Annotated in this window: 23 protein-coding genes and 1 other RNA gene; 4 read left to right on the forward strand and 20 right to left on the reverse strand. The window is 40.1% G+C overall.

The window, feature by feature from the left end; translation table 11 throughout:
* From paaA to recR, 13 genes are all read right to left on the reverse strand, one after another.
* The gene (gene paaA / locus AAG807_RS04270; RefSeq protein WP_341901106.1) at nucleotides 1–936 is read right to left on the reverse strand and encodes a 1,2-phenylacetyl-CoA epoxidase subunit PaaA; all 936 of its coding nucleotides are present in this window, start codon (nucleotides 934–936) and stop codon (nucleotides 1–3) included.
* A gap of 337 nt (nucleotides 937–1273) precedes the next feature.
* Complete coding sequence (locus AAG807_RS04275) at nucleotides 1274–2143, reverse strand: protein-glutamine glutaminase family protein (protein WP_341901107.1); 870 nt, start codon at nucleotides 2141–2143, stop codon at nucleotides 1274–1276.
* Nucleotides 2144–2161: 18 nt separating this feature from the next.
* A complete protein-coding gene (locus AAG807_RS04280; RefSeq protein ID WP_341901110.1) occupies nucleotides 2162–2824 on the reverse strand; it encodes a hypothetical protein in 663 nt (220 codons plus the stop codon).
* Nucleotides 2797–3639: a hypothetical protein gene (locus tag AAG807_RS04285; protein WP_341901112.1), complete on the reverse strand. Its 843-nt coding sequence runs from the start codon at nucleotides 3637–3639 to the stop codon at nucleotides 2797–2799. Before AAG807_RS04285 ends, AAG807_RS04280 begins: the two co-directional genes overlap by 28 nt.
* 606 nt (nucleotides 3640–4245) lie before the next feature.
* On the reverse strand, nucleotides 4246–5100 hold the full coding sequence (locus AAG807_RS04290; protein ID WP_341901114.1) for a hypothetical protein: 855 nt from the start codon (nucleotides 5098–5100) through the stop codon (nucleotides 4246–4248).
* Nucleotides 5101–5122: 22 nt separating this feature from the next.
* Entirely contained in the window at nucleotides 5123–5413 is a 291-nt protein-coding gene (locus AAG807_RS04295; RefSeq protein WP_341901116.1) for a tetratricopeptide repeat protein, read from the reverse strand.
* A 743-nt stretch (nucleotides 5414–6156) separates the two neighbouring features.
* Nucleotides 6157–6366 (reverse strand): hypothetical protein, encoded by a 210-nt coding sequence (locus tag AAG807_RS04300; RefSeq protein WP_341901118.1) that lies wholly within the window; start codon nucleotides 6364–6366, stop codon nucleotides 6157–6159.
* The gene (locus tag AAG807_RS04305; RefSeq protein ID WP_341901120.1) at nucleotides 6356–7195 is read right to left on the reverse strand and encodes a class I SAM-dependent methyltransferase; all 840 of its coding nucleotides are present in this window, start codon (nucleotides 7193–7195) and stop codon (nucleotides 6356–6358) included. Before AAG807_RS04305 ends, AAG807_RS04300 begins: the two co-directional genes overlap by 11 nt.
* Nucleotides 7196–7842: 647 nt before the next feature.
* Nucleotides 7843–8246, reverse strand: a transfer-messenger RNA (tmRNA) gene (ssrA, locus tag AAG807_RS04310).
* Between the two features lie 113 nt (nucleotides 8247–8359).
* Nucleotides 8360–9022, reverse strand: coding sequence for a hypothetical protein (locus AAG807_RS04315; protein ID WP_341901122.1), 663 nt, complete (start codon nucleotides 9020–9022; stop codon nucleotides 8360–8362).
* Between the two features lie 77 nt (nucleotides 9023–9099).
* The gene (locus AAG807_RS04320) at nucleotides 9100–9804 is read right to left on the reverse strand and encodes a hypothetical protein (RefSeq protein ID WP_341901124.1); all 705 of its coding nucleotides are present in this window, start codon (nucleotides 9802–9804) and stop codon (nucleotides 9100–9102) included.
* A 160-nt stretch (nucleotides 9805–9964) separates the two neighbouring features.
* Nucleotides 9965–10351 (reverse strand): large conductance mechanosensitive channel protein MscL, encoded by a 387-nt coding sequence (mscL, locus tag AAG807_RS04325; RefSeq protein ID WP_341901126.1) that lies wholly within the window; start codon nucleotides 10349–10351, stop codon nucleotides 9965–9967.
* A 181-nt stretch (nucleotides 10352–10532) separates the two neighbouring features.
* Nucleotides 10533–11138 (reverse strand): recombination mediator RecR, encoded by a 606-nt coding sequence (recR, locus tag AAG807_RS04330; protein WP_341901546.1) that lies wholly within the window; start codon nucleotides 11136–11138, stop codon nucleotides 10533–10535.
* Nucleotides 11139–11257: 119 nt separating this feature from the next.
* Between recR and AAG807_RS04335 the strand changes: the two genes are divergently transcribed.
* Both AAG807_RS04335 and smpB read left to right on the forward strand, forming a co-directional pair.
* Nucleotides 11258–11926: a hypothetical protein gene (locus AAG807_RS04335; RefSeq protein WP_341901127.1), complete on the forward strand. Its 669-nt coding sequence runs from the start codon at nucleotides 11258–11260 to the stop codon at nucleotides 11924–11926.
* The gene (smpB, locus tag AAG807_RS04340) at nucleotides 11919–12371 is read left to right on the forward strand and encodes an SsrA-binding protein SmpB (protein WP_294858381.1); all 453 of its coding nucleotides are present in this window, start codon (nucleotides 11919–11921) and stop codon (nucleotides 12369–12371) included. Before AAG807_RS04335 ends, smpB begins: the two co-directional genes overlap by 8 nt.
* Nucleotides 12372–12373: 2 nt before the next feature.
* Here smpB and AAG807_RS04345 read toward each other — a convergent pair whose 3' ends face one another.
* Together AAG807_RS04345 and AAG807_RS04350 are read right to left on the reverse strand one after the other, a co-directional pair.
* Nucleotides 12374–13225: a J domain-containing protein gene (locus tag AAG807_RS04345; protein WP_341901131.1), complete on the reverse strand. Its 852-nt coding sequence runs from the start codon at nucleotides 13223–13225 to the stop codon at nucleotides 12374–12376.
* On the reverse strand, nucleotides 13222–14226 hold the full coding sequence (locus tag AAG807_RS04350) for an AMP-binding protein (RefSeq protein ID WP_341901132.1): 1005 nt from the start codon (nucleotides 14224–14226) through the stop codon (nucleotides 13222–13224). The genes AAG807_RS04345 and AAG807_RS04350 overlap by 4 nt, the downstream gene beginning before the upstream one ends.
* Nucleotides 14227–14488: 262 nt before the next feature.
* On the opposite strand from AAG807_RS04350, the gene AAG807_RS04355 reads away from it, so the two are divergent.
* Nucleotides 14489–14941 (forward strand): thioredoxin family protein, encoded by a 453-nt coding sequence (locus AAG807_RS04355; RefSeq protein ID WP_341901134.1) that lies wholly within the window; start codon nucleotides 14489–14491, stop codon nucleotides 14939–14941.
* Between the two features lie 40 nt (nucleotides 14942–14981).
* Here the strand turns inward: AAG807_RS04355 and AAG807_RS04360 are convergent, their stop codons facing one another.
* The 5 genes from AAG807_RS04360 to AAG807_RS04380 all read right to left on the reverse strand — a co-directional run bounded on the left by AAG807_RS04360 (nucleotide 14982) and on the right by AAG807_RS04380 (nucleotide 21526).
* Nucleotides 14982–15974, reverse strand: a complete 993-nt coding sequence (locus AAG807_RS04360; RefSeq protein ID WP_341901136.1) for a hypothetical protein — start codon at nucleotides 15972–15974, stop codon at nucleotides 14982–14984.
* On the reverse strand, nucleotides 15931–16869 hold the full coding sequence (locus AAG807_RS04365) for a lysophospholipid acyltransferase family protein (RefSeq protein WP_341901138.1): 939 nt from the start codon (nucleotides 16867–16869) through the stop codon (nucleotides 15931–15933). Before AAG807_RS04365 ends, AAG807_RS04360 begins: the two co-directional genes overlap by 44 nt.
* The gene (locus tag AAG807_RS04370; RefSeq protein ID WP_341901140.1) at nucleotides 16866–18140 is read right to left on the reverse strand and encodes a replication-associated recombination protein A; all 1275 of its coding nucleotides are present in this window, start codon (nucleotides 18138–18140) and stop codon (nucleotides 16866–16868) included. Before AAG807_RS04370 ends, AAG807_RS04365 begins: the two co-directional genes overlap by 4 nt.
* A gap of 153 nt (nucleotides 18141–18293) precedes the next feature.
* Entirely contained in the window at nucleotides 18294–18869 is a 576-nt protein-coding gene (locus AAG807_RS04375; RefSeq protein WP_341901141.1) for a YqgE/AlgH family protein, read from the reverse strand.
* Nucleotides 18870–18946: 77 nt separating this feature from the next.
* The gene (locus AAG807_RS04380) at nucleotides 18947–21526 is read right to left on the reverse strand and encodes a putative LPS assembly protein LptD (protein ID WP_341901142.1); all 2580 of its coding nucleotides are present in this window, start codon (nucleotides 21524–21526) and stop codon (nucleotides 18947–18949) included.
* A 451-nt stretch (nucleotides 21527–21977) separates the two neighbouring features.
* Between AAG807_RS04380 and AAG807_RS04385 the strand changes: the two genes are divergently transcribed.
* Nucleotides 21978–23114: an N-acetylmuramoyl-L-alanine amidase gene (locus tag AAG807_RS04385; protein ID WP_341901145.1), complete on the forward strand. Its 1137-nt coding sequence runs from the start codon at nucleotides 21978–21980 to the stop codon at nucleotides 23112–23114.
* Nucleotides 23115–23116 lie beyond the last annotated feature (2 nt).

Genomic DNA, 23116 nt, shown 5'->3' on the forward strand with positions numbered 1-23116 from the left:
TTAAATTGAACTATTTACAGTTTCTGTTTTTTGGGCATAAGCTACAGCTGCTTCTCGGACCCATTTATTTTCCTGATGGACAAGTCGGTGATGATCAAGTCGGTCGGTATTACACGGACCATAACCGTTGATCACATCGTGGAATTCATTCCAATCCAGCGGACTGTGTTCGTAACTACCCGTTGTTTCGTTCAGGCGGCAATTTGGATCGGGAACAGTGAGTCCCAGAAATTCAACCTGTGGTACTGTTTTATCAATGAATTTCTGGCGCAAGTAGTCGTTGGATTCTCGTTTGATCTTCCATTTCATCGCATTTCCGGTATGAGCGGAATCCGTGTCATGCGGTCCAAACATCATGAGGGCAGGGAACCAAAAACGATTCACGGCATCCTGCGCCATTTCACGTTGTTCTTTTGTTCCACGCGCCATGTGTATCATGATTTCGTATCCTTGCCGTTGATGGAAACTTTCTTCCATACAAATTCGCACCATTCCGCGTGAATAAGGTCCGTAAGAAGTTCTCTGCAAGGATACCTGATTTACGATTGCAGCTCCGTCGACCAGCCAGCCAATAGCACCAATGTCGGCCCAATTAAGCGTAGGGTAATTAAATACACTGGAATAGCGTGCCTTTCCTTCGTGAAGTTGTGTAATCAATTCTTCACGTGATACATTGAGCGTTTCGGCAACACTGTAGAGGTACAAACCATGTCCACCTTCATCCTGAATTTTCGCAAGCAAGACTTGTTTGGAACGCAGGGAAGGTGCTCTTAACAGCCAGTTCCCTTCGGGTTGCATACCAATCACTTCGGAGTGGGCATGCTGTGAAACCTGACGTATCAGATGTTTTCGGTATTCATCAGGCATCCAATCGTGCGGTTCTATTTTCAGGTCTCGTTCTATCAATGCGTTAAATGCCGCTTCGTGTTTTTCCATAGTGCATAGTATTGGAACCGGTTCAGCCAGGTCGACTTTACCGATTCAAATTGAATGCATCAAGAGTAGTATCTTCTCCCGGAGAAAAAAATGATAGTTGTCAAATAAAAAACTGATTTAGGTCAAATATTGAATGGGGAAGGCTGCAACTTGGTGTGAGTTTGAGGGGAGAGGGGGAAAAGAAAAAAGCATCCAACTTGCGCTGAATGCTTTTGCTTCTTTTGGAGAAGAGCGAACGGAAATGGAACCACTAACAGTTAAAGGATTTGCTATATGGGGATTTTTAACACAAACATTAAAGTCCTGATCGCCAACCCCTAATTGGTTGTTCGCTTTTTTATCTAAGTGCGTCTAACTTTGTCTTCCAACTATCCCTTATTGTGATAAATTGATTTTGATATGATTGTAGTAAATTTACATAAGACCTAATTCCGTCCGTTGGATTTCCCTTTAAAGCATTTGTTAGGTCATCAAAATCTTCAACTAATTTTGTGAACGCATTTCTTTTTTCTGAAAATACCGGCTCATTATTGATTATTTCAGTAATTATTTCCATTGCAAGTTGATTAACTGCTAAAGCCTCCTCAACCCACATCCCTGTCAAACTAACATCATTATTTAGAAAGAAATCACCTGTTAAAATTCCGTCCATACATGGTGGAAATGGATAGGGTACACCTTGACAGAAATACTTAAATTTATCTGTAGTAGCATAATTATACCACTGTGGATCTAAATGAATGTAATAAGATGTTGGGGTTTTCTGGAGTTCAAGCCATTGTTGTTGCGTAAGCAATAGATCATTTAATGAGGGGTCTATTACCATTGGTATTGCTTGTCCATTTTCCTCTACAAAAACTAAAATGGCAACATGATAACGCCAACTAACAGTCGGGCTTAAACCTGCGTTACTATTTACAGTTGGCTTTTGATGTTTGTTGAATAGCGAAATCATTGAAGGATCAAAATTCCAAATTTTGTAATGCTTAACGTTTTTACCTTTTAAAAGAAGAGAAACGGCATGTACCCTTTTTTCGCACCCTGCATACGAATACCGCCATTCTATACCAAGATCATTTTTGACATAATTAAATGCATTTTCTGCTTGTTCTATAGAAAGTAAATCATTATCACTATATTGAGTGAAAGTTGGTAAACTTCCAAATCCTTGATTGAAGGATATTTTGAATTGTGTTATTTCTTTCATTTTGATCAGTTTTTCAGCTTAAACGTTTTTGTTGTTAGACTCTTTTTCTGCTTCTTCAAGTAATTTAGCAAAGTATAATCTTGTCCATAAGTACGCAAACAGAAACCCACAAATTACAAAGAATGTCAGTATAGACTCTGCAGCTACTTCTCCTGAAGACTTAGTTATACCGTTTAGTGGTTCTCCCGCATACTCTCCAAATTCTCGTAAATATCTGGGAATGGATGTAAGTTGTGTAAGACCTACACCTACAATTATTTTAGTAAGCCAATCGCTAACTTCAACTAAATTGTCATTTCCAATGTATTTATTGGGAGCACTTGATAATTCTTGGTTATTAATTACCCTTTTTGGAATACCAAAAACAAAACCAATCAACCCCCCAAATGTCAAAGCAGAGCCAGCAATTAAAATTCCAGTACTAAAACTGGCGATGACATAATTCAAATTTCCCTTTTTAAAGGAAATATTATTTGAATACTGCAAAACGTTATCCTTGTAATAATTATCAAAGGTCCAAAACTGCCTTAATGAGTAAACAAGGACAGAAGTTAACCCAATAATAAGCAAAACAACTACAAATTTGAATGCTTGATTATTTCTAATTGTGCTTTTGTTTTCAGACGTATTACTTGTTTCCATTTTGTCAGATTTTAAAGATTTTTGTAACCAATAAGCCATTCATCTGCCTTATCTTTTTCGTTCTTTCCTGGTGTTCGTTGCTCAGCAGCATGTCCCGGTATAACCATGGCAGGGTCATTAAAAACAGCCGAATAAACTGCTCTAACAGAACTTTGATCAACTTCGGGTGCTCTACCTGCGTTTAGCAATGAAATCGCTTCAATTAATTTCATTCCTTTTGCGATTCTCCAAAGAGCATATCTTATACCTGGGGTTTCATTTAGCAACTTTTCTCCATTTATATTAACGGAAGCACTAACTAATACGGGTGATAATTCGGCTCTTTTTGTTTCTACATAGCTTAGTATAGCACCTTCCCATACTTTGAGTTCACCAAATTTTTCTACATCAAGTGTTACTGGAACAGCCAAACTTACAGGGACATTTGGACCAAGAGGCATTCCAACTCTTAGGATTTGTATTTGGATGTTTAATCCATCCGTTTGTGCTTTTGCAGCGAGTGTACCTAAACCCACATTTAGATCTGCTTTAAAACCTGTAATTTTTATACCAACCCTAAAACCAACGGCAAAAGTCCATGAATTTATTTCAGGAATTGTTCCATCTATTTCTTTCAAAAACCAATAGTCCTGAAGAAGAACTTTTACATCTGTACTGCCGCTTGTCGTGCCATAACCAAATCCAATGTCAACAGATGATTCAACTGAAACAAATTTCGTTTCAACTTTTAAGACTTGTCCTATTTCACTTGGGTTTGGGGCGTTAGGTATAATAATGTTGTTAAGCCCTGTTAATGCTTTGATGTAAGCTCTTGCTTCACCTACATTGTCGTGGGGAAAAATGATTCTTGCCATAATTATGTTGTGTTTGTTTGTTTACTCTTTTATGTATTCGCATGATCGCCAAAAAATGACTATTCAGTTGATAACTATTAACTCCTTGCAACCAATAATTACAATCGGTTTTCACACTAAAATTTAACTTATAAAGAATAGAGTTTCAGCGAATAGTCTCTCATCACGTTAGCATTTCAATGACAATAAAAAACATTGATTTTCAATTAAGTAAATCTTCTGAAACAAATTTACAAACGAAACTTTCAGAAATAAAGGGTGTTTTCACGGTATTTGAACCGGGACTTTTCCCATTGGAACCTTCAGTTGAAAAATGTTTGGATATCGACACGTTCGAGCAAACCGGAATCGAACCGCTTTAGGCTTCAGGAAACTGAATGAAATCCGAACTTGCGGAAGATCTGAGATTGCTACCCACCTTAATCCTCCCTTCCGCCGCGGCGGAGAGGAGACAGAATTGAAGCTTCGAACCGGGATTCCGCACTCTTCCCTCACTTTACGCTCTCGCGCTACAAAAAAGAAAAAGTCCGGAAAGTGTGAGAGCGAGTATTGAGAGACAAAAAGAAAAAAGTGAACTACTACCGTAATCTGCTTTCTGTCGAATTTCTAATTACTTATTTCCTGCAAACCATCCAGGATTTTTTGGAATTCATACAAGAATGGTTTTTGGAAACCATGACCCCAATAGGCGAAATGATTGGTTTTTTTGGTAGTAAATTTCTTCGGAAATGGTTCCCAATTGGGCGGGGGTGATTTTTGAATCGGCATCAATTCTCTTAATTCGAAACAGGAGTCGTTCTTATCATCATAAAGAAAAAAGTGCAACATCACTTGTTTTAGTTTTATCTGACCTTTTCGGGTATCATGCCATTGCCAGTAACATTCGTATCTCAAAGGCAGGGATATTTCGTGTCGGTCTTTTGCTCCTTCTATTGAAACGACAATCCGGTTCATTTTCTTTTGAAGGGTTAATTGCGCTTTGTTTTTGGAGAGCTTCCATATTCCCAATGGCAATAGTAGTGCAGCCGCAATACAAATAACAAGTATGGTTGGAGCTGGCTTAGGATATTCACCGATTCCAATAATTATCAGTGCCAGAGTAAGTCCGGTAAGACCAAGACCGATGAAAATATGATTCAGCCAATTGTAATTGTGCAAAGGAGAGATAAAACGTTGGAGATAAACGGACCCTTTTAAAGATTCTTGTGCAAACGCCGCATCAGAAATGACTCTGCCAAATTCGGAGAGCTGGAATTTAGCCATCTGTTCTTCTCTGGACAAGGCTTCTTCCACTCTTTGTTCGGCTGCTATTTCGGCTGCGTCCACCATTAGTTTTCGTTCCGTAAGAACCAACACCATTGCTTCGATTGCTTCCGGAGTGTATTTGGAACGGTCTTTATAAACGGCCAATAGCGCTTCATCCGAATAAGCATTCATGACCTTGTAGAATTGATTTTCCATGATGTCTGTTAGTTCTCTTTGTTCATTTGCAGTTATGAGCGATAAGATCCGCTACATTTTCACTTCCTAATTCAAGAGCTTCATCGTATTTTTCCTGTTTGGATTCAATCAACGCTTTATTGTAATAAGCAGCATAATAAGTTGAATCAAGTTCAATACTTTTAGTGATCTCAGAAAGAGTTCCTTTCAAATCGTTTTTTTTGATTTTTTTTAATGAACCGTTTAACAACCCAACTGCCAGGTCATGAGTACTTTGACTAAATGAATTGAGAGTTATTGAGGTTATTAACAGGATCAGTACAGATTTTATCATCACAAAGAAAATTAGGTTTTGAATGAATATAGACAGGGTCGAATTTTACAAATTTATAGCTAATTAAAAGCAGCGTTCATTGATTAAGCAATGCCCGCGAATTTAGGAATAAAACTTTGTTGTTTTATTTTGCGCTAAAAATTCCAACCCAATTTGTCAGCAAGAAAAGTGGATATTGTTGGATAAAGAAGAGAATCAAAAAAGAAACCTGCTGTTTAATAGATTGTTTTCAAAGCAAACGATAGGTATCTATAAAAACCTGAAGAACATTCCTCCAAAACAAAATGGAATTGAACAGCTATGAATTTGGGGGAAACTGAATGAAATTGGTCCTTGCGGAAGATTTGAGATTGCCATCCTCCTCGATCCTCCCTTCCGCCGCGGCGGAGAGGAGACTTAAATCGTGCTTCGAACCGGGACTCCCGATAGCTATCGGATAGCTACAACCCAGTGTGAGTGTGGTTCCGATAGCTATCGGAAGTGAGGGGAGAGGGACAAAAAGAAAAAGCATCACTCTCGTAATGCTTTTTCTTTTTGTGGAGGTAACTAAACAGAAATCGAACCAGAAAACGATTTGATATTTCTATAAATAATTGATTATTATAATTAAAGATCTATCATTAACGGTCAAGTATAAGCGTAGTGCGGGATTTCGATGCGATTCACTTTCCGCTCGCACCAAACTTAATTGAAAGCCAGAATACTCAATTTAGTGAATCAACCCGCATTACGCTTATACAATGTTACCTGCTTTTATTTTTTTTCTGGGTTTTCATCAGGCTATAATTGCAAGCTCTATTTTCTTTAGATTCAATTCTATGCTCGGAAAGTAATTGAACAATAATTTCTCTTGTTTCATTTTCGTTAAGACCAAATTTTTCTCCAAGGTCAATTTCATTTAGCTGACCATCATTTTCAATTAAAGCGTTGTAATACCTATCTTTATTTTCCATAACTCAATTGTTTTTTTACAGCTATCATCATATGTGGACTAAATGGTAAAAGATAACTGTCGTTTTCTGTGACTTGTATAAGTTCTAATAATGCTTTCTGTTTTTTGTCATTCAGCATATTGGCAAAGTAATCTTTGTCCAACCAAGCCATACCTTCAACTGCGTAAGTATTAAGATGGGTTAACTCTTGATTTAAAAACTCTTCTTTCAGCTGTTCAGGTTTATGATAATACGCCTCAGCTAAAAGCCAAGGAAAATCATCTGGTGGATTATGAATTCCCGTTGTTAATTCCTCCTTGCACATTTCAAAAAATGGTCTTTTGTGAATTAGACCATTTAGAAGACCTACCAAAGTTGATGCAGTATAGTTAATTGCAAAACCCAAAATAATTCCGTTATTTTTTAGGACTCTTTTTGCTTCGCAAATGGTTAAATCTCTGTCTTCTTTTTTTTGAAGATGGTAAAGAGGTCCGTGTAAAATTATAAGGTCTGCAAAATTATTAGGGAATTCCAATTTTCGTGATTCGCCCAAGTGAACAGAAAACTTATTTTTCAATTTATTAGTCCTGTTTTGAGCCAATTTAATATGTTTGACAACTGGTTCTATCAAATGAACCTGATGCCCTTTTTTGGCAAGCCATTCAGAATATTTTCCCGTTCCACCACCAATATCAATTATTGTTGAAGATGAAGAAGGAATATATTTTTCTATGAGCGATTTAATTCTTTCAAATTCAAATACTCCCATTCCTTTATCAAGTCTGGTTTCTTCTGACGCTTTATTGTAAAACACTTCGATGTTTCTGCTTATTAACTGTTTACTATTCATTTTTAATCACTGAATTATCATCACGATCTGAAATGCAGAGCACTTTTCACCGTGATAAAGCAATCAATTTACAATCAATTTACAATCAATTGCTATTGTTTAAAATTTGATGAAATAACTGGATATGATTATCTGTGCATTAAAAAATCGGATGATTTCTATGCGTTAATTACTCGTTTTGTCGAGTTTATCCTTTTGAGAAGGACACAGATAATATGTTATTTTAGTAAAACAGACTGCAAAGATAGAAATTCTTGATTAATTCTATTCGGGAACGTAGTTCATTCTATAACATTTTATAATGTCGGATGAAAGCCCCAATGATCATAGTGAATAATGTATAATTATTCCAATACTACCAAAAAACTGAAATACAACACCTTTCGAGCAAACCGGAATCGAACCGCTATGAATTGGATGAAACTGAGTGAAATTGGTCCTTGCGGAAGATTTGGGTTTCGCCATCCTCCTCGGTCCTTCCCGAAAAGGTCGGGACAGGCTCTTCAAAGGAGGAAGTTTTGATCATTCTTCGAACCACGATCCAACACTCTTCTCTCACTCTGCAAAAAGGAAAAAGCCCGGAAAGAGTGAGTACAGAGTGACAAAAAGAAAAAAGCGAACTACTACCGTAATTCGCTTTTTTCTTTTTGTGGAGTCGGAGGGGTTCGAACCCTCGTCCAAACAATGGTTCCGAATGTCTTCTACATGCTTATTTTTTGATTGGTTTTCGAGTCGAATTCGGACAAAAACACCCAAGATCCAACCTTAGCTTCTGAGATCTCACACCTTGCGCGAAGCTCGCTCAGTGCCAGATTTTCTAAAATGATTCCCCTTGGCCTGCTGATCGAAAATCAGAATCGTGCAGAGGAGAAACTTGTCCGTGTACTAAACTTCCACTGGATTAAGCCTTATTTACCTAGTAAATTAAGCAGCAAGTGCGTATGACGTATTGTCAATTATGGTTCACAGCAAGATATTTAAGAGCTTCACTGCAACGCTCTGCATGCTTCCCACCGAAATCTCGATCGCTGTCAAATCCAATGTCGACCCCAGTTGTAACTTTACAAAGGTACTAAAAAAACGAACCTTTGTCACATAAACTATCCACCAAGAGTGGATTTTAAGTTTTTTTGTTTGATTTTTCTCTAAATGGCTGTTCTTCCCTTAAAACAAGTAGTTGAATCGTTTAAACTCTTCCGGGGTAAATTCAACTACTCCAAAAATATAAACCACTTGATTTGCAGTTTTACCGTTTTCCAATTTTCCGGAGATTTTTACTCCGATATGAACGGTTTGTGAGTATTTGTCTCCGGGTTGATGTAAATCATTATTCATCTTCAGATACATCGGTTTTTCGGCGTTTTTCACACGCACTACTAGCGGTTGGTTACGCTGAGAACCGTCAACTTCCTCCAGTGCAAAGTGTATTGAAACAATTGATAAGTTTACCGATATTGTCTGATTACCGACAAAAGCCTCGTAAAATTGATTTTTTATATGAGAATCCGGATGTAGAATGCCTCCTTCTTCCATCGCAATCTTACCAGGCCAACCGGACATTTCCCTATAGGGCAAATCCAATTGTTTCAAAACAAGCTGCATACCTGCATCCATGGTTATTTCAGCATCTGTAGTAACGGAAACGGTTGCGTTGGATGGGATGGATGTTGTCCGTACAATATAGTAATTATCGCGCTGCCCGGTTTGTGGTGGCGAAATCATAGCTTTCGTTGCTTTTATTTCATGTTGACGAACACTTTTATGATAAGAGCATCCGAAACATAGAATGAGGGATGATAGGGTGCTTAAGAAAATTAATTTGACCATAGGTATCACTTTGAGTACTACTTAAAAACAGAGACGTAAAAAAGGGATATCTATGTGATATCCCTCTAGTTTATTTTCTATTTTTCGTCATCTTCGTCTTCTTCATCATCTTCCCATTCGTCCTCGTCCTCATAATCTTCATCCTCCTCGTCCTCATCACTGTTTACCAGGTATTTGCGGTAATCTTCCTCTTCGTCCTCGTCTTCTCCGTTTCTTCCGAACAAGTCCAATTCTTCATCGGATAAATCATCGTCGTTCAAAAATTGGTTGTCTTTACCACTCTTGCGGTAAGCTTCCATTTTGGGTTTCTTCGGAGCATCTTTACTTACGCTAACTGAACGCGGATCTTTTTCTTTTTTACGTTCAACTTTTGCAGGAATGATCTCATCCGGATCGAAAGCAGGTTTACTGATACGACTGTCATCCGGTTTTTTATAATCCGGTTTTGAATCACTTACGGAGCCTCTGTCTTCTCTCGGTCTGAAAGCAGGTCTATCACCAGAACGATTGGCATCGCCCGATGGTTTTCCTCCTGAAGCGCGATCATCTGCTTTCTTAACGGCGATATTTCGCCCATTGATTGCAAAATCATCTAAGGCTTCAATCGCATTATCAGCTTCTGATTCATCAGCCATTTCGACAAAAGCAAAACCTCGTGGTTTGCCCGTCTCGCGGTCTTTTGCAATGGTGACACGGTTTACACGACCGTGCTCTTCAAAAAGGGATTTCAACTGTTCTTCTGTTGTGTTGAAATCGAGTTTTGCCACAAAAATACTTGTCATCGGTATTTAAATATTCTCTTTTGTTGTCCCTTGTGGGACATTTGTTTCGAACGAAGATATATAAATTTTCAAATCCACAAAACTTTGAAAGAGATTTCTATCAAACCAATTAGTTATTGGTAGCTCCCAAGGTTTTACTGAATGAAGTTTTAGGAAACAATTACTTGTTTTTCAAAAGGTCTCGGATCTCCATCAAAAGCTTCTCCTCATTGGATGGTTCAGCCGGTGGAGCAGGGGCTTCATCTTCCTTTTTTTTGCGTAAGGTCATTGCTTTGTTCATTCCTTTAACTATAATGAAAATGCAGAATGCAACTACAACGAAGTTGATAATGGCAGCAATAAATTTCCCTAATGCAATTCCACCTGGAGTCCATAGTTCAACTCCACCAACACCGACAGCTCTTAAAGCAGGGTTTAGAATCAGTGGAGTGATGATATCGTTTACCAAAGATGTGACAATGGTACTGAATGCTGCTCCTAAAATGATTGCGACGGCTAAATCTACCACGTTTCCGCGCATGATGAATGCCTTGAATTCCTTTAACATAGTTCTTAGTTTGAAGTGATTTCAAATATAGTATTTATCTTATTCTGTACAAGAATAATCGGAATGCTTTTGAATCTCTATTTATGTTTAACCGCAAAGGGCGCTAAGAACGCCAAGATGAACTTATCTTTCTTTGCGCTCTCTGCTTCTTTGCGGTTTATAATTAAGAAGCAAAGGTGCCTTATGATTGAAAAGGAATGCGTTGTTGAATAGACCGTGAAAGCGTGATTTCGTCTGCATACTGGATTTCCGAACCTACTGCAATTCCTCGTGAAAGCGTAGTTATCTGAACATTGGAGGCGTGTACTTTCTTGTAAAGGAAAAAGTTCGTGGTATCTCCCTCCATCGTAGGACTTAAAGCCAGGATGATCTCGTCAACGGATCCGGAAGTGCATTTATCGACCAAAGGCTGAATGAACAAATCATTTGGACCGATTCCATCCATGGGCGAAATGATTCCTCCCAGAACATGGTAAATTCCCTGATAGGTTCCGGTACTTTCGATAGCCATGACATCGCGGATATCTTCCACTACACAAACCAGTCGGTGATTGCGTTTTTCATTGGAGCAAATGGAGCAAATGGGAGTGTCTGAAATGTTTCCGCAGGAAGAACAGCTTTGAACGTGTGTTTTCAATTGCTGAAGCACATCTCCGAAACGTTCCAATTCTTCCGGATTCCGCTTCAGTAGATTCAACACCAGGCGCAGAGCGGTTCTTTTGCCAATGCCAGGCAAGGAACTGAATTGCTCCACTGCTTCTTCCACATATTTTGATGGGATATTCATCGCCTCAAAAGTACGAATTTCAGGTCGTTTCTGGGTGTTTAAGACAATTTCCCGCAATTTTTAGGATTTCATTAATCAGAGTTCTTGTCTTTTCTAGCTTGAAGCAGTACTTTCGCAGTGTGGAATTAATAGAATTTGATTTTTTAGGTTTACACCTTCAAGAGCCGATGGCACTCCTTTTCAATTGGATCATTGCAAGTTTTTGTTTTTATGCGTTTAATCGATTAGGGAAATTTAAGAATGAAGCCAATTTCTACTGGCGATTGTTTTATCTGACTTTTGGAATCTCGACCGTCTTCGGTGGTTTGGGACATTTGTTCTTTCAATACGCAGGTTTTCCCGGGAAATATCCGTGTTGGATCATGGGCTGTATTGCGAATGCTTTTGCAGCAATGGGAATGTTGCATCTGACAGGTGTTTCGAGACCAAAAAAGATCGCCTTCCAGGTAATTTGGATCAAGTGTGTAGTACTTTGCTGTGCTTCGATTCTTACCAATAAGTTTATTTTCGTTGCATTGGATGCAATTGTGACGTACATTGGCTACACAGGGGTTTACGCATATATCCTGATGAAACGCTCTGAAAAAGTGGCATTTTTAAAGAATATGATCATTGCCGTGTTGATTTTGACTCCATCTGCCTTTATCTTTGGTTTCAAAATAAACATTCACCAATGGTTGAATAAAGACGACCTCAGTCATATTTTAATGATTGTTACGATTTATTATTTTTATCGTGGGTTAAAAGAGTGGGGAAAACAAAATGCCCCGCAAGTGGAACATGTCTAAGAACGAAGTAAATATTAAGAATAAACGTGCCCGGTTTGAATTTCAATTAGATGAAGTTTTTACCGCAGGAATGGTATTGTCCGGTACAGAGATCAAAAGTATCCGTAACGGGAAAGCGAGTATCCTGGAAGCGTATTGTATTGTAGATAATGGCCAGGTCTTTATCCGCAACATGCATGTTTCGCCTTATGAGAATGGATCGTTCTACAATCATACTGCACGTTCCGACCGAAAATTGCTGCTTAACAAGAAGGAGATCAAGAAGCTGGAAAAATGGGTGAAGACGAAAGGAAATACCATTGTGCCCTTAAAATTGTTCTTATCCGAAAAAGGCTGGTTGAAGCTCGAATTGGCTACCGGTGTCGGTAAAAAGCTGCACGATAAGCGTCACGACCTGAAAGAGAAGGACGACAAGCGTGATATGGCGCGCGCGATGAAGCGATAAGCCTACAAAAATCCGAGAGTTAATAAATGAATGATCCGTTCATGCGTGAACAGGATGTACGAAGTAACGATTCCGACTCCCCAAAAAGAAAGGTGGTATAGAAACACGAAATAGAGTGTTTTTCGTCGTCGCAAATAGGGGTAAAGCGGAATCAGGAAAAGCAGGATCAGCAAAATGCGAATGCTCCCCACATGAAAATCGAAGACGGTCCGATAGCGCACATAGTCATCGGAAGTGATCATTTTCACAGGAGTGTGCAGGAACCAGGTTGTTTCCAAAATAACCTCCGGATAAGCGCTTTTCCAGGCATAAGCATTGTTCTGAACAAAATACTTTCCATTGTTTTCCAGTTCAATCCGTGTGATATTGCTCTTGATAATTCCGTTGTTGAGCGACTTGGAAGAACCGATCAGCACATCCTTTTCATAGTGAACAGGCAGGAAATATTCGATCGACATAGCCAAAGCCAGCATCAGTGAAAAGCGCATGATGGTCTTGTAGATACTCCAGCGCATCCCGGTTGTCAGGGAAAGGAAGTACTGGTTGTTATCTTTCTCCTGCCGCTTTTTTTGCTGTTCGAAGCGCATTTTCGCCACACGCATACGTTCCAGGTGCTCTTCTTCAGATTCTTTCCTGGATTTTCTGGAAGTTCTTGAATTGGTTTCCTCTTTATAATCCGGATTTAAGATGATCTCAACGGCTTTTGTCAATCGGATAAAGGCTTCATGAGCCAAGGGATCGGGATTTACATCCGGATGAAGGCGCAGGGCCATTTTCTTGTACTGCTTTCGGATATCCGCTTCGCTTGAGTCGGAAGGAAGTCCTAATAAACGAAAGCATTCGGCTCGGGTCATTGCAAAAGCGCTTTTAAAGTTTCTTTTCTGCGAATCTTTCCATTTCCGGTTTTCAGGATGGAAGCAATCACTTGTTGTTTGGGTGCTGCATATTTACCGAACTTTTCCCGGATAAGCGCTTGAATTTGCTTGAATTTCTCTTCCGGAAGTGCTTTTTCAACAACCAGGACACAGGCTTCTCCCAAAGTTTCGTGTGGAATTCCGCCAATAATGAAAGGTGTTTCCATCCATTCATCAAGTGTCTGCTCCAATTTCTCCGGATGGATTTTGATTCCACCGCTGTTAATCACAAAATCAGCTCTTCCGATCCAATTGAACTGTTTTGAATCGATGAGGTTGACCAGATCGCTTGTCTGCATGCGCTCAATTCCCAGTTTGGAATCCGAAATGACCAAACCGTCTTGGAAAACTTCCAATTCCACGCCTTCCAGTGCTTCATAAACCGGATTTCCCATTTCACGCAACGCAATGTGTGAAACAGTTTCCGTCATTCCAAAGCCAATGAAAACTGCTGGCTTAACAGAACTGAGTAGTTGTTCCAGTTGTGAGGAAAGTCCCATTCCTCCGAGTAAGATATAATCGAATCGGTTCAAATTCTCCGGTGTTTCTTCCAGAATGCGTTTTATCTGATAAGGAACCAATGAAATGAAGGAATAATGCGATCCGGAAGCCAATTTCATGATCGGATTTGAGCTTGGCTCTCTAATTTCAATGGAATAATTGCCAACCAGTGCGCGAATGATCATCATCTTTCCGCCAATGGTATGGGGTGATAATGGCAGTAGAACCCGCGAATTTTCATCCAGGTTAAAAAAAGAGTTACTGCGTTTTGCAGAAGCTTCCAATTGCTCTCTAGTAAGTGTGATCGATTTCGGACTTCCGGTTGAACCACTTGTATTTACAAGGTAAACCGGAGATCGTTGGTTCCATAATTCAATGATTGCCTGAATTTCCTGTTGTGTTTCTGCCGAACAATCGGTATAAGTTACTTCAAAAGCCATTTTTTGAATTCAAAATTAAAAATGCAATCCCGATAGCTATCGGGAGCAAAAGTGTGCCTTCGACTCCGCTACGCTTATGCTGAAGCTTTAGCGCAAGCATTCAGTCACCTTTTGTAGATCAATTTAGCAGACTGAGCGTAGTCGAAGTCTGAAAAGTTGGAACAAAAATTGAGCGTTTATGCTAATTCGCAATTTGCTATTCGGCATTCGCAATTTTATTTGCTAAATTTAAGCAAAGATTATGACTCGTAAAAACACAAGTATGAAATTTGGTGCATTGCTTTTAATAGGACTTTCGTTGGTTGTTTCTTCTTTCAGTTTGTTGGAAAACCATTCGGAAGTGAAAGAATCGATTATGGACAGGAAGTCGGGAATCAAGTTCTCTAAAATGACTTTTCAGGATGCCATCCGTCAGGCAAAAGCTTCAGGGAAGTTGATTTTTATCGATGTGCACACGAGCTGGTGCGGACCGTGCAAGGAAATGGCAAAGACCACCTTTACGGATACGGAAGTAGGGAAGGTCTTCAATCAAAAATTCATTAACCTGAAAATCGATGCGGAAGAAGATGCGGATGGACCGATGATCTCAAAAGCATATACCGTTTCTGCTTACCCGACATTACTTTTTGTCAACAGTGAAGGAAAGTTGGTTCGGAAGCTGGTAGGTAAACAAAGCAAAGAGAAATTGTTGGCTGCCGTGGCGTCAATGAAATAGAAAATAAAAATCTGTGGGGACGCGACGCATCGCGTCCCCGTCATTTTATTTTCATCTTCAAACAATACCCCTTGTTTGTTGTTGCATACAAGGTCTTTTTCTCCAGCAGCAAAGCACAAAAATTCCCCTTCATCAGAAATTTCCAGTTTTTTCCACCATCCACTGAATAATCAATTCCGGTTGTTCCGCAAGAGAAGAGGATCTTCTTGTTTCCTGTAACGCAGGAGCGATAGCCACTTGGAAGGGTTTCGGAAACAGTCCAGTTTCTACCTCCATCCGTTGTAAAACAGGCATTTTGGATTGATTCACTACTTTTTCGATAATCTCCGCCAACAATAGCGCCATTCATCGGGTTCCAAAAGAAGAGGGAGAATGGACCACAACCTTCGCCTTTTTTCATGGGAAGTTTGTTTGTCAAGGTACTTTTCGACCACAGGTCCAGGTAATGAAAACGAGCGGAAGTATCACCTCCTGAAACAAAGAAATAGGTATCCGGATTCAAATATTGGGCACAGGTTCCACTTGCAGCATAACAACCTTCATTTGCTTCATTTTCAACTTTTTGATCCAGTTCAGTGAAAGTGATTGATTCGGGTTGTTTGTTTTGTAAAAAGAACTTGCCATTCACTGGATCGCCCAGAATGATGAGATGACTTTTGAAAATCGAAATATCGTCCAGAAAAATTCCGTTTTCAGTAAAAATTGGATGGATGGATTCCATAGTTCCTTTGTAAACCATGCCGATGTCTCCGGAAACGATAGCGTAAAGAGTGTCTTGATCAATTGAAATATCCCGGAACTCTCCGCCTTTGGTGGGAGGGATGATCACTTTGCTGCTTTTTTCGGTTTCATTCACCGCAATGACTCCGGTTTTTGAAGTCCCGAATAAAAGGAAGTCTTTTTTGTAGCGGACCACGATGCGGGAATAAGAACTATCTGCCGAAAAACGGATGGTATCAATGGAGGTCACTTTTTGTGAAATCCCAATATTACTTAGGAGTATGAGACCTAAAGAGCATATTAAATTTTTCACGCTGTTCATCTTTTAGTTTCGGGATATTGTCTGGAACTGTCCTTTTCCAACGTTTGTGAGACCATAACCAAGGTCCTGGTTCTTCTAAGATACGCTTTTCAAGCAGATGTGCATGTGTTTCAGTGATTTCACCCCAGGGCAATGTTCTTGGTTCAGCTGTCAGGAGCTGCAGTTCCACTTCGTAATAACCACGTTTTATTTTCTTCGGCAGGTAGAAAACAACTGCCTGGTCGTAGGTGTTGGCCAATTGTTCAGCGCCGAAAATAATTCCGGTGGTCTGATTCAAAAAGGTCATCCAGTAGCTTTTTAGTGAGTCTGCCGGACTTTGATCGCTTAATACCAGTGTAGCAGTTGGAATTCCTCTTTCCACATAGGAATTGAAGGTTTCCTTTACAATTTTTGCGTGAATGACCTTCATTCCAAAACGCGAACGGAGTGTATTGATTTTATCATCCCAATATCCACTGGTCAGCGGCATTCCGATTCCGATCGCCTTATGTGGAAAATAAAGATCCTGACCTGTAATCATCCATTCCCAGTTCATATAATGTGCGGAAACCAGCAGAACACTTTTCTGAAGTTCATACAATTCCTCCATGAGTTCCGGATTCTTGATGACGAATCGTTTTTGAAGCTCTTTCTCTGAAATGCCCAGGTTTTTGACACCTTCCAGCAGCATATCGGCAAAATGGCGGTAAAACGAGCGCTTGATCTTTCGTTGTTCCCGTTTGCTTAAATGCGGAAATGAACGAGCAATGTTCCCTTCAATCACTTTTCTTCGATAAGGGAAAACAGTGATCAATAGAAGGAAAAACAGATCGGAAAAACGATAGGTTATCCAAAGAGGAAGCTTGGAAAGCGGGAGTACAAACAAATAATAAGCAACTCGACTCATTTCTTGAATTTATTTGGCCAAAGCGTTTGTAACTGTTTATTGATTTCCTGTTCACGTGCACTGCTTCCTGCATGGAAAAAGGTGCGGTCTTTCAAAGAATCCGGAAGGTATTGCTGTGAAACAAAGTTTCCAGGGAAATCATGTGCATATTGGTATTCTGCGCCATAACCCAAATCTTTCATCAATTTGGTCGGGGCATTTCTCAAATGAAGCGGAACAGGAGTGTTCGGATCTTGCTTGACCGTTGCAATCGCTTCGTCAATAGCCAAATAAGCTGCATTTCCTTTGGGGGAAGTAGCCAGGTAAATGGCACATTGCGACAGGATAATACGAGCTTCCGGCCAGCCGATGACTTGAATTGCCTGGAAGGTATTGTTTGCCATGATCAATGCGGTTGGATTTGCCAGACCGATGTCTTCAGCTGCAGAAATCAATAGTCTTCGGGCAATGAACTTTGGATCTTCACCACCTTCGATCATACGCGCCAACCAGTAAACGGCTGCATCCGGGTCACTTCCACGAATGGATTTGATAAAGGCAGAAATGATATCGTAATGCTGTTCCCCGTCCTTATCGTAGCGTACGCGCTGTTGCGCAAGCTGATTGACCAATTCATCCGTGATGACTGCTGTTTCACTTGGTGAGAAGGTATTCACGGTCATTTCCAACAAATTCAGCATTTTGCGTGCATCACCTCCGGCAACCGCAATCAATGATTTGTATTCTTTTAATTCTATTTTTCGTTTGGAAAGAAGGACATCTTGCTTGATTGCACGGTTGATCAGTTCCAGCAGATCTTCCAGAGTGTGACCTTCAAGCGTATAAACCTGGCAACGAGAAAGCAATGCTGAAATAACCTCGAATGAAGGATTTTCAGTTGTGGCACCGATCAGGGTGATTGTTCCTTTTTCTACGGCACCAAGCAATGAATCCTGTTGTGATTTTGAAAACCGGTGAATCTCATCGATGAACAAAACTGCTCCATTGGATTGGAACATTCCCTGACTTTCCGCTTTCTGAATGATTTCCCGAACGTCCTTGACACCTGAAGAAATAGCTGAAAGAGTATAAAAAGGGCGGTTCAGCTGTTTTGCAAGTAAATTTGCCAAGGTGGTTTTTCCAACTCCCGGAGGTCCCCAAAAGATAATGGAAGGAAGGATTTTGGATTGGATCGCTTTCTTCAAAGCTCCGTTTTCCTCCAGCAAATGCCTTTGTCCGATGTATTCTGACAATTCATTTGGACGCATACGTTCTGCTAGCGGAGCACTCATCTTATTTTCAGTGTTTAATAGTTCCAAGAGTTCACACTTCGACTTCGCTCGGTGTCTTTCTTTGAATCCTCATTTTATTTAGTAGGAAAAAGGTGACTGAGCGGAGTCGAAGGCATCTTTTTAAACTTTCCTCAAAAATAAGATTTTTATCCCTTAGTTGTCTGCAGGATTTACCGGATAATCAGCCATCAGTTTGTATTTTCCTCCCAATTGTGAAATCAGTTCGCGCCATAAATCGTCGTCAAATGCATTGAAAACGTTGATGTTCTTGGGTGCTTTCATAACAATCCAGCTCAATTCATCGATTTCCTTTTGCAATTGCCCTTTGCTCCAACCCGTATATCCAATGAAAAAACGGAGGTTGGCAGGAGTCATCTCGTCGTTGGAGATGCGTTTCTTGATTTCCGGATAATCTCCACCCAGATAGAGGTTCTCACCAATTTGAGTACATCCGCTTATCTCTTTGTTCTGATGCATGTAGAAGAGCTGGTTGCGCTCTACAGGACCTCCGAATCCGACGGGGATTTTTGCTTCCGGAAAATCGGTTACAACAGAATTGATTTCGATTTCGAGCGTGTTATTGAGAATTAATCCGAAGCTTCCATCTTCATTGTGTTCACATAGAAGAATGACCACACGGGAAAAATTGCTATCCATCAGAAAAGGTTCTGAAAGAAGTAAATCACCTTTTGTCGGACTTGGTTGCTTGTTAATTTGTAAAGGAATCAAATTAGTTTGTTTTGTTTGAACGTAAAGTACAAACAATTTTTTAGTTGAAAAACGAAATTCGAACCGATTTTTAATGGTTAGTTAAGAACAATAGGTGGTTTACGGATATTGATGTTTGCATTTTGCAAAATGGATGCATTTCCTTTGATACCAACGGTGAAGCTTTTGTTTGTTCCGATTGGAGTCCAGTTGAAAACCACATTCCAGCAGTGAATATTCCGATACAAGTTGATGTTGAAGTTGCTAATTGCTTTTTGCTCAATATCATACATCATGCGGGCGCCGACTTTCCAATTCGGAGTCAGGTTCACATCTCCGCTCAAGGTAACGGTATTGGTAGGCAAGTAACGTTTGTTTCTGTAAGTAGCTGTATCTCCATTCAAATTGAGTGAAAAGATGTGATCGACGGTTAGTTTCCACGGAATTTCAAAATAAACCATCTGGTTCGGGTTGAGAATCCATTGCTGATACTCCGGGTTCCAGACATTCGACATCGTATTTGAGATCTTTTGCAGGCGGTCACGACTCTTTTTGGTAGTAAGAACTAAAGAAGTTGCAAATGAAGCCGATTTGATCCGACCGATTCCCTGATTGGTTTTCAAAGCGTATTCCCTTTTAATCCTTCCAAGGCTGTCCCATCCATACCAGCTGTGATTAGCAGTGATCGTCAGGTTGATAAACTCATTGGGATTGATGACCATGCGCATGTTCAGGTCTCCCCAATTCATGGAATCCTTGAAGATGTCGTAATCCGTACTCAAAAAGAAATTGTCGATCAAGCGCGTTTTCTTGAATCCGGTAATGGTGTCTTTTTCGCTTTTTTGCTTGATCTCAAAGGTATTGTTCAAACCGAATACGATCCTTCCGGAAGATTGTGTCTGGAATTCGGAATAGAGACTTCGCTCAAACTTGCTGTAGCGAACCTCGGTAGCCACATTGTTGATTGTATCCGTATAACTTTGGATTCCCTGTTGAATAGTCGGAGCATAATTGAAGGAAACGGTCGGTGTCATCACATGACGAAGCAATGTTTTCCGTTTACCAACGAAACGGTAATACGAATACAAGTTACTCGTTAAAGAAACACTCGAACTGAATGAGTGACTGAATCCGCCGGTTCCGATTGTGTCGATATGCACGACATCTGCCAAGTCACTAGTGTCGACCGCTGTTTTTACAATGGATTGGAAGTTGTAAATCTGTTTGTATGTTGCAGAAGGGGTAATCCGAACGGTATTTTTAAGGATGCTGAAAGTAGCCTGGACATTGAAATTTTGGGTGATTCCATTTCTGAAATTCTGTCCGATACTATCGAAGTTCCCGTTTTTCAAATAGCGGTCCTTGAAGGAAGAACGGTTCTGGATTTCATTGGCATAACTGAAACCGACTACTTTATTGACCCGCTTGAACGGGAAAATCCGGTTGGTTGTCTGGAAGTTGAAAATAGGGGATGTCAGATCGATGATCTTGGTAGCAGAGTTTTGTCTCAAACTTAATTTCAAATCTGCTGAAATAGGCAATGACCCGAAACGCTTTCCTAGTTTGATGTCAGAGTTCAAAGTGTTGTTGAAATACTGCGGATTATTTTGTTGGTTCAGGGTTTGTTTATTGGTCGAGTTGGAATTGTAATTCACATTTGCCGTAAATGACCAATTCGGGTTCAATTTCGGGTCCTGATTGTGTGTCCAACGGATGGTTGTTGTACTGAAAACAGTGGAATCCGGGTAACCGTATCGGAAACGCGTATATCCCAAATCGAAGTTTCCGTTGTACTTGTATTTGGTTGCGTATTCAGAATAATTCCGGAAACCGAAACTTCCGCGTGTGAATCCGGTGACATAGGCAATCGTTTGGAAACGTTCCGAGATAGGAATGTAGTATCCCAAATCCTGCAATCCCATTCCATAAGCTGAAATAATGGAATATTGCGGCATGATAAATCCACTTTGACGATCTTTCTTCTTTTTTAAAGGAATCATGGCGAATGGAAGTCCGAGTGGGGTTGGAACTCCCATTACCCATAAATTGATCGGACCCGAAACAATTCGTTTATCCGGAATCATTACCGCCTTTGAAAGTCCGAAATGGTAATGCGGTTCTTCCAGATTACAGGTCGTGAATTTTCCATGGATGAAATGGACATCCTCATTCGGTTGCCTTTTCGCTTTCTCCATTGTCAGGTAATAATCGTCCTGTTTGATTGCAGCTTCCTGGATATATCCCTTCTTTGTCTCGAAGTTGTATCGGATCGATGCGGCCTTCAGGGTATCGCCGTTGTCAACAAAGAGCGGTTTCCCGACTTTTCTCCCAAGTGAATCCAATACGAAAGTGGCGAGCACTTCATTTTTATTGAGATCAATAAGTAAATATTCGGCAGACATATCCACACCTTCGTAATTCAGTTTGGCTTCACCATAGAGATGAACCTGTTTCTTTTTCAGGTCAGAATAAATGGAATCCCGCGCTGAATAGGTAATAATGGACTTGAAATCGGTATCGTTGATGTAGACTTTGCGTTTCCGATAGCCATCGGAATTGGTGCTGTCTTCTTTTCCTTTTTGACCAAAGGCGAAGGAGGTGGAAACACAAATGAGCAAGTAGAAACAGGTTCTAATTGCCGCAGAAAGAATAAGGAAGAAGCCTTTTTTTGTTTCCAATACTTGTATTAAAACGGTTGCAACGCCTGTGCTTTAGCTTTAGCGAAGGCACAAAGCTACGAAATTACCATGGTTTTGATGAATCTTAAAACACGATAATGCGCAACATACTATTTAGTTTAAATTCTCATACATGAAAATACAAATGACACTAAGCGTGAAAATATGTATTTTTTCTCCCACTAATTTCGCAGATTGCGCTGATTATTTAGGCTTCCCATTGGAAGCCTGCTTAGATCACCAGTGACTGAAATCTGCGCTATCCGCGTTATCTGCGGAAATACCTGAATTTTCATCAGGAAGAACGCGATTATACAAAAGTCGTGCTAGAAATGGCGCTTTTCGGATTTTAATTGCTTTTTCAACATTCTACTATAGATAAGTTTCTAAAATGGTCTGATGATTGCTTGATAAAGGGAGTTACTTTTATTCAGGAATCGATATATACAACATGAACCGATTAGAAAACAGTTTAAAATGGGTGAGATGGGTAGCAATGGCTATTCCGTTTGTGATGCTTTTTGGGTTTCAATTAAAAAAACAACCTACTGCAAGTAAACAATCCGGAACGATCAGGACAATTGTGATCGATGCAGGTCATGGGGGAAAAGACCCGGGCTGCCACGGTTCATCTGCTCATGAGAAGAATGTCTGTTTGGCAATGGCTTTGGAGTTGGGAAGGAAGATTAAGGAAGGTTATCCGGAAATAAAAGTGGTTTTTACTCGGGATAAGGATGTTTTTGTGGAATTGGACGACCGTGCTAAGATTGCAAACAAGGCAAATGCAGACCTTTTCATATGTATCCATGCGAATTCGGCTTCTGCAACTGCTTATGGAACGGAAACGTATGTTCTCGGACTTCACAAGACAGACGCACAGGCAAAAATTGCAGATCGGGAAAATAGCACCATCTACCTGGAGGCGGATAAAGGAGAAAAATACAAGGATTTCGATATGTCTCCGGACGCGATCATTGCCCGACAATTGCAATTATCGGTGTTCCTGGATCAATCGATCCTTTTTGCGGACAAACTGCAGAATGAATTCAAATCAATTGGTCGTTTTGACCGTGGCGTGAAACAAGCAGGATTTCTGGTACTGTACAAAACTACGATGCCGAGTGTATTGATAGAAACGGGATTTTTGACGAATCGAGACGAAGAGAAGTTTTTGGCAGATTCATCCGGACAGAAAAAAATGGCTGGGGCTATGTTTATCGCCTTTGAAAAATACAAGGCAGAGCTGGAAGGAGTGGATTACAAAACCAGAGGTAACCAGGAAGTAGCGGATAACCCACCTGTTGAAAAAAAGGAGTTGAAAGATAAGGTAGTTTTCAGAGTGCAGATTGAGACATCCGAATCAAAAATTGCTGCAAATTCAAGTCGCTTTAAAAAACATGAAGTATTTGAATACCAACAAGATAGGTTGTATAAGTATACGGTTGGCGAATTCGTGGATGACTTTAATGCCGCGAATACCTATAAAAACGAACTAAGGCAAAAAGAATTTCCCAATGCTTTTGTTGTTGCTTTTCAAAATGGAGAGCGTATTAGTTTGGAAAAAGCTATTAAATTAGCAGAAAAATAAAA

It is taken from the genome of Fluviicola taffensis DSM 16823, assembly GCF_943372375.1.
GTDB lineage: Bacteria > Bacteroidota > Bacteroidia > Flavobacteriales_D > Crocinitomicaceae > Fluviicola > Fluviicola taffensis_A.

Coding starts and splice junctions, on each gene's coding strand:
- paaA (WP_341901106.1), bottom strand. CDS start 936: ATGGAAAAACACGAAGCGGCATTTAACGCATTGATAGAACGAGACCTG.
- AAG807_RS04275 (WP_341901107.1), bottom strand. CDS start 2,143: ATGAAAGAAATAACACAATTCAAAATATCCTTCAATCAAGGATTTGGA.
- AAG807_RS04280 (WP_341901110.1), bottom strand. CDS start 2,824: ATGGCTTATTGGTTACAAAAATCTTTAAAATCTGACAAAATGGAAACA.
- AAG807_RS04285 (WP_341901112.1), bottom strand. CDS start 3,639: ATGGCAAGAATCATTTTTCCCCACGACAATGTAGGTGAAGCAAGAGCT.
- AAG807_RS04290 (WP_341901114.1), bottom strand. CDS start 5,100: ATGGAAAATCAATTCTACAAGGTCATGAATGCTTATTCGGATGAAGCG.
- AAG807_RS04295 (WP_341901116.1), bottom strand. CDS start 5,413: ATGATAAAATCTGTACTGATCCTGTTAATAACCTCAATAACTCTCAAT.
- AAG807_RS04300 (WP_341901118.1), bottom strand. CDS start 6,366: ATGGAAAATAAAGATAGGTATTACAACGCTTTAATTGAAAATGATGGT.
- AAG807_RS04305 (WP_341901120.1), bottom strand. CDS start 7,195: ATGAATAGTAAACAGTTAATAAGCAGAAACATCGAAGTGTTTTACAAT.
- AAG807_RS04315 (WP_341901122.1), bottom strand. CDS start 9,022: ATGGTCAAATTAATTTTCTTAAGCACCCTATCATCCCTCATTCTATGT.
- AAG807_RS04320 (WP_341901124.1), bottom strand. CDS start 9,804: ATGACAAGTATTTTTGTGGCAAAACTCGATTTCAACACAACAGAAGAA.
- mscL (WP_341901126.1), bottom strand. CDS start 10,351: ATGTTAAAGGAATTCAAGGCATTCATCATGCGCGGAAACGTGGTAGAT.
- recR (WP_341901546.1), bottom strand. CDS start 11,138: ATGAATATCCCATCAAAATATGTGGAAGAAGCAGTGGAGCAATTCAGT.
- smpB (WP_294858381.1), top strand. CDS start 11,919: ATGTCTAAGAACGAAGTAAATATTAAGAATAAACGTGCCCGGTTTGAA.
- AAG807_RS04345 (WP_341901131.1), bottom strand. CDS start 13,225: ATGACCCGAGCCGAATGCTTTCGTTTATTAGGACTTCCTTCCGACTCA.
- AAG807_RS04350 (WP_341901132.1), bottom strand. CDS start 14,226: ATGGCTTTTGAAGTAACTTATACCGATTGTTCGGCAGAAACACAACAG.
- AAG807_RS04355 (WP_341901134.1), top strand. CDS start 14,489: ATGAAATTTGGTGCATTGCTTTTAATAGGACTTTCGTTGGTTGTTTCT.
- AAG807_RS04365 (WP_341901138.1), bottom strand. CDS start 16,869: ATGAGTCGAGTTGCTTATTATTTGTTTGTACTCCCGCTTTCCAAGCTT.
- AAG807_RS04370 (WP_341901140.1), bottom strand. CDS start 18,140: ATGAGTGCTCCGCTAGCAGAACGTATGCGTCCAAATGAATTGTCAGAA.
- AAG807_RS04385 (WP_341901145.1), top strand. CDS start 21,978: ATGAACCGATTAGAAAACAGTTTAAAATGGGTGAGATGGGTAGCAATG.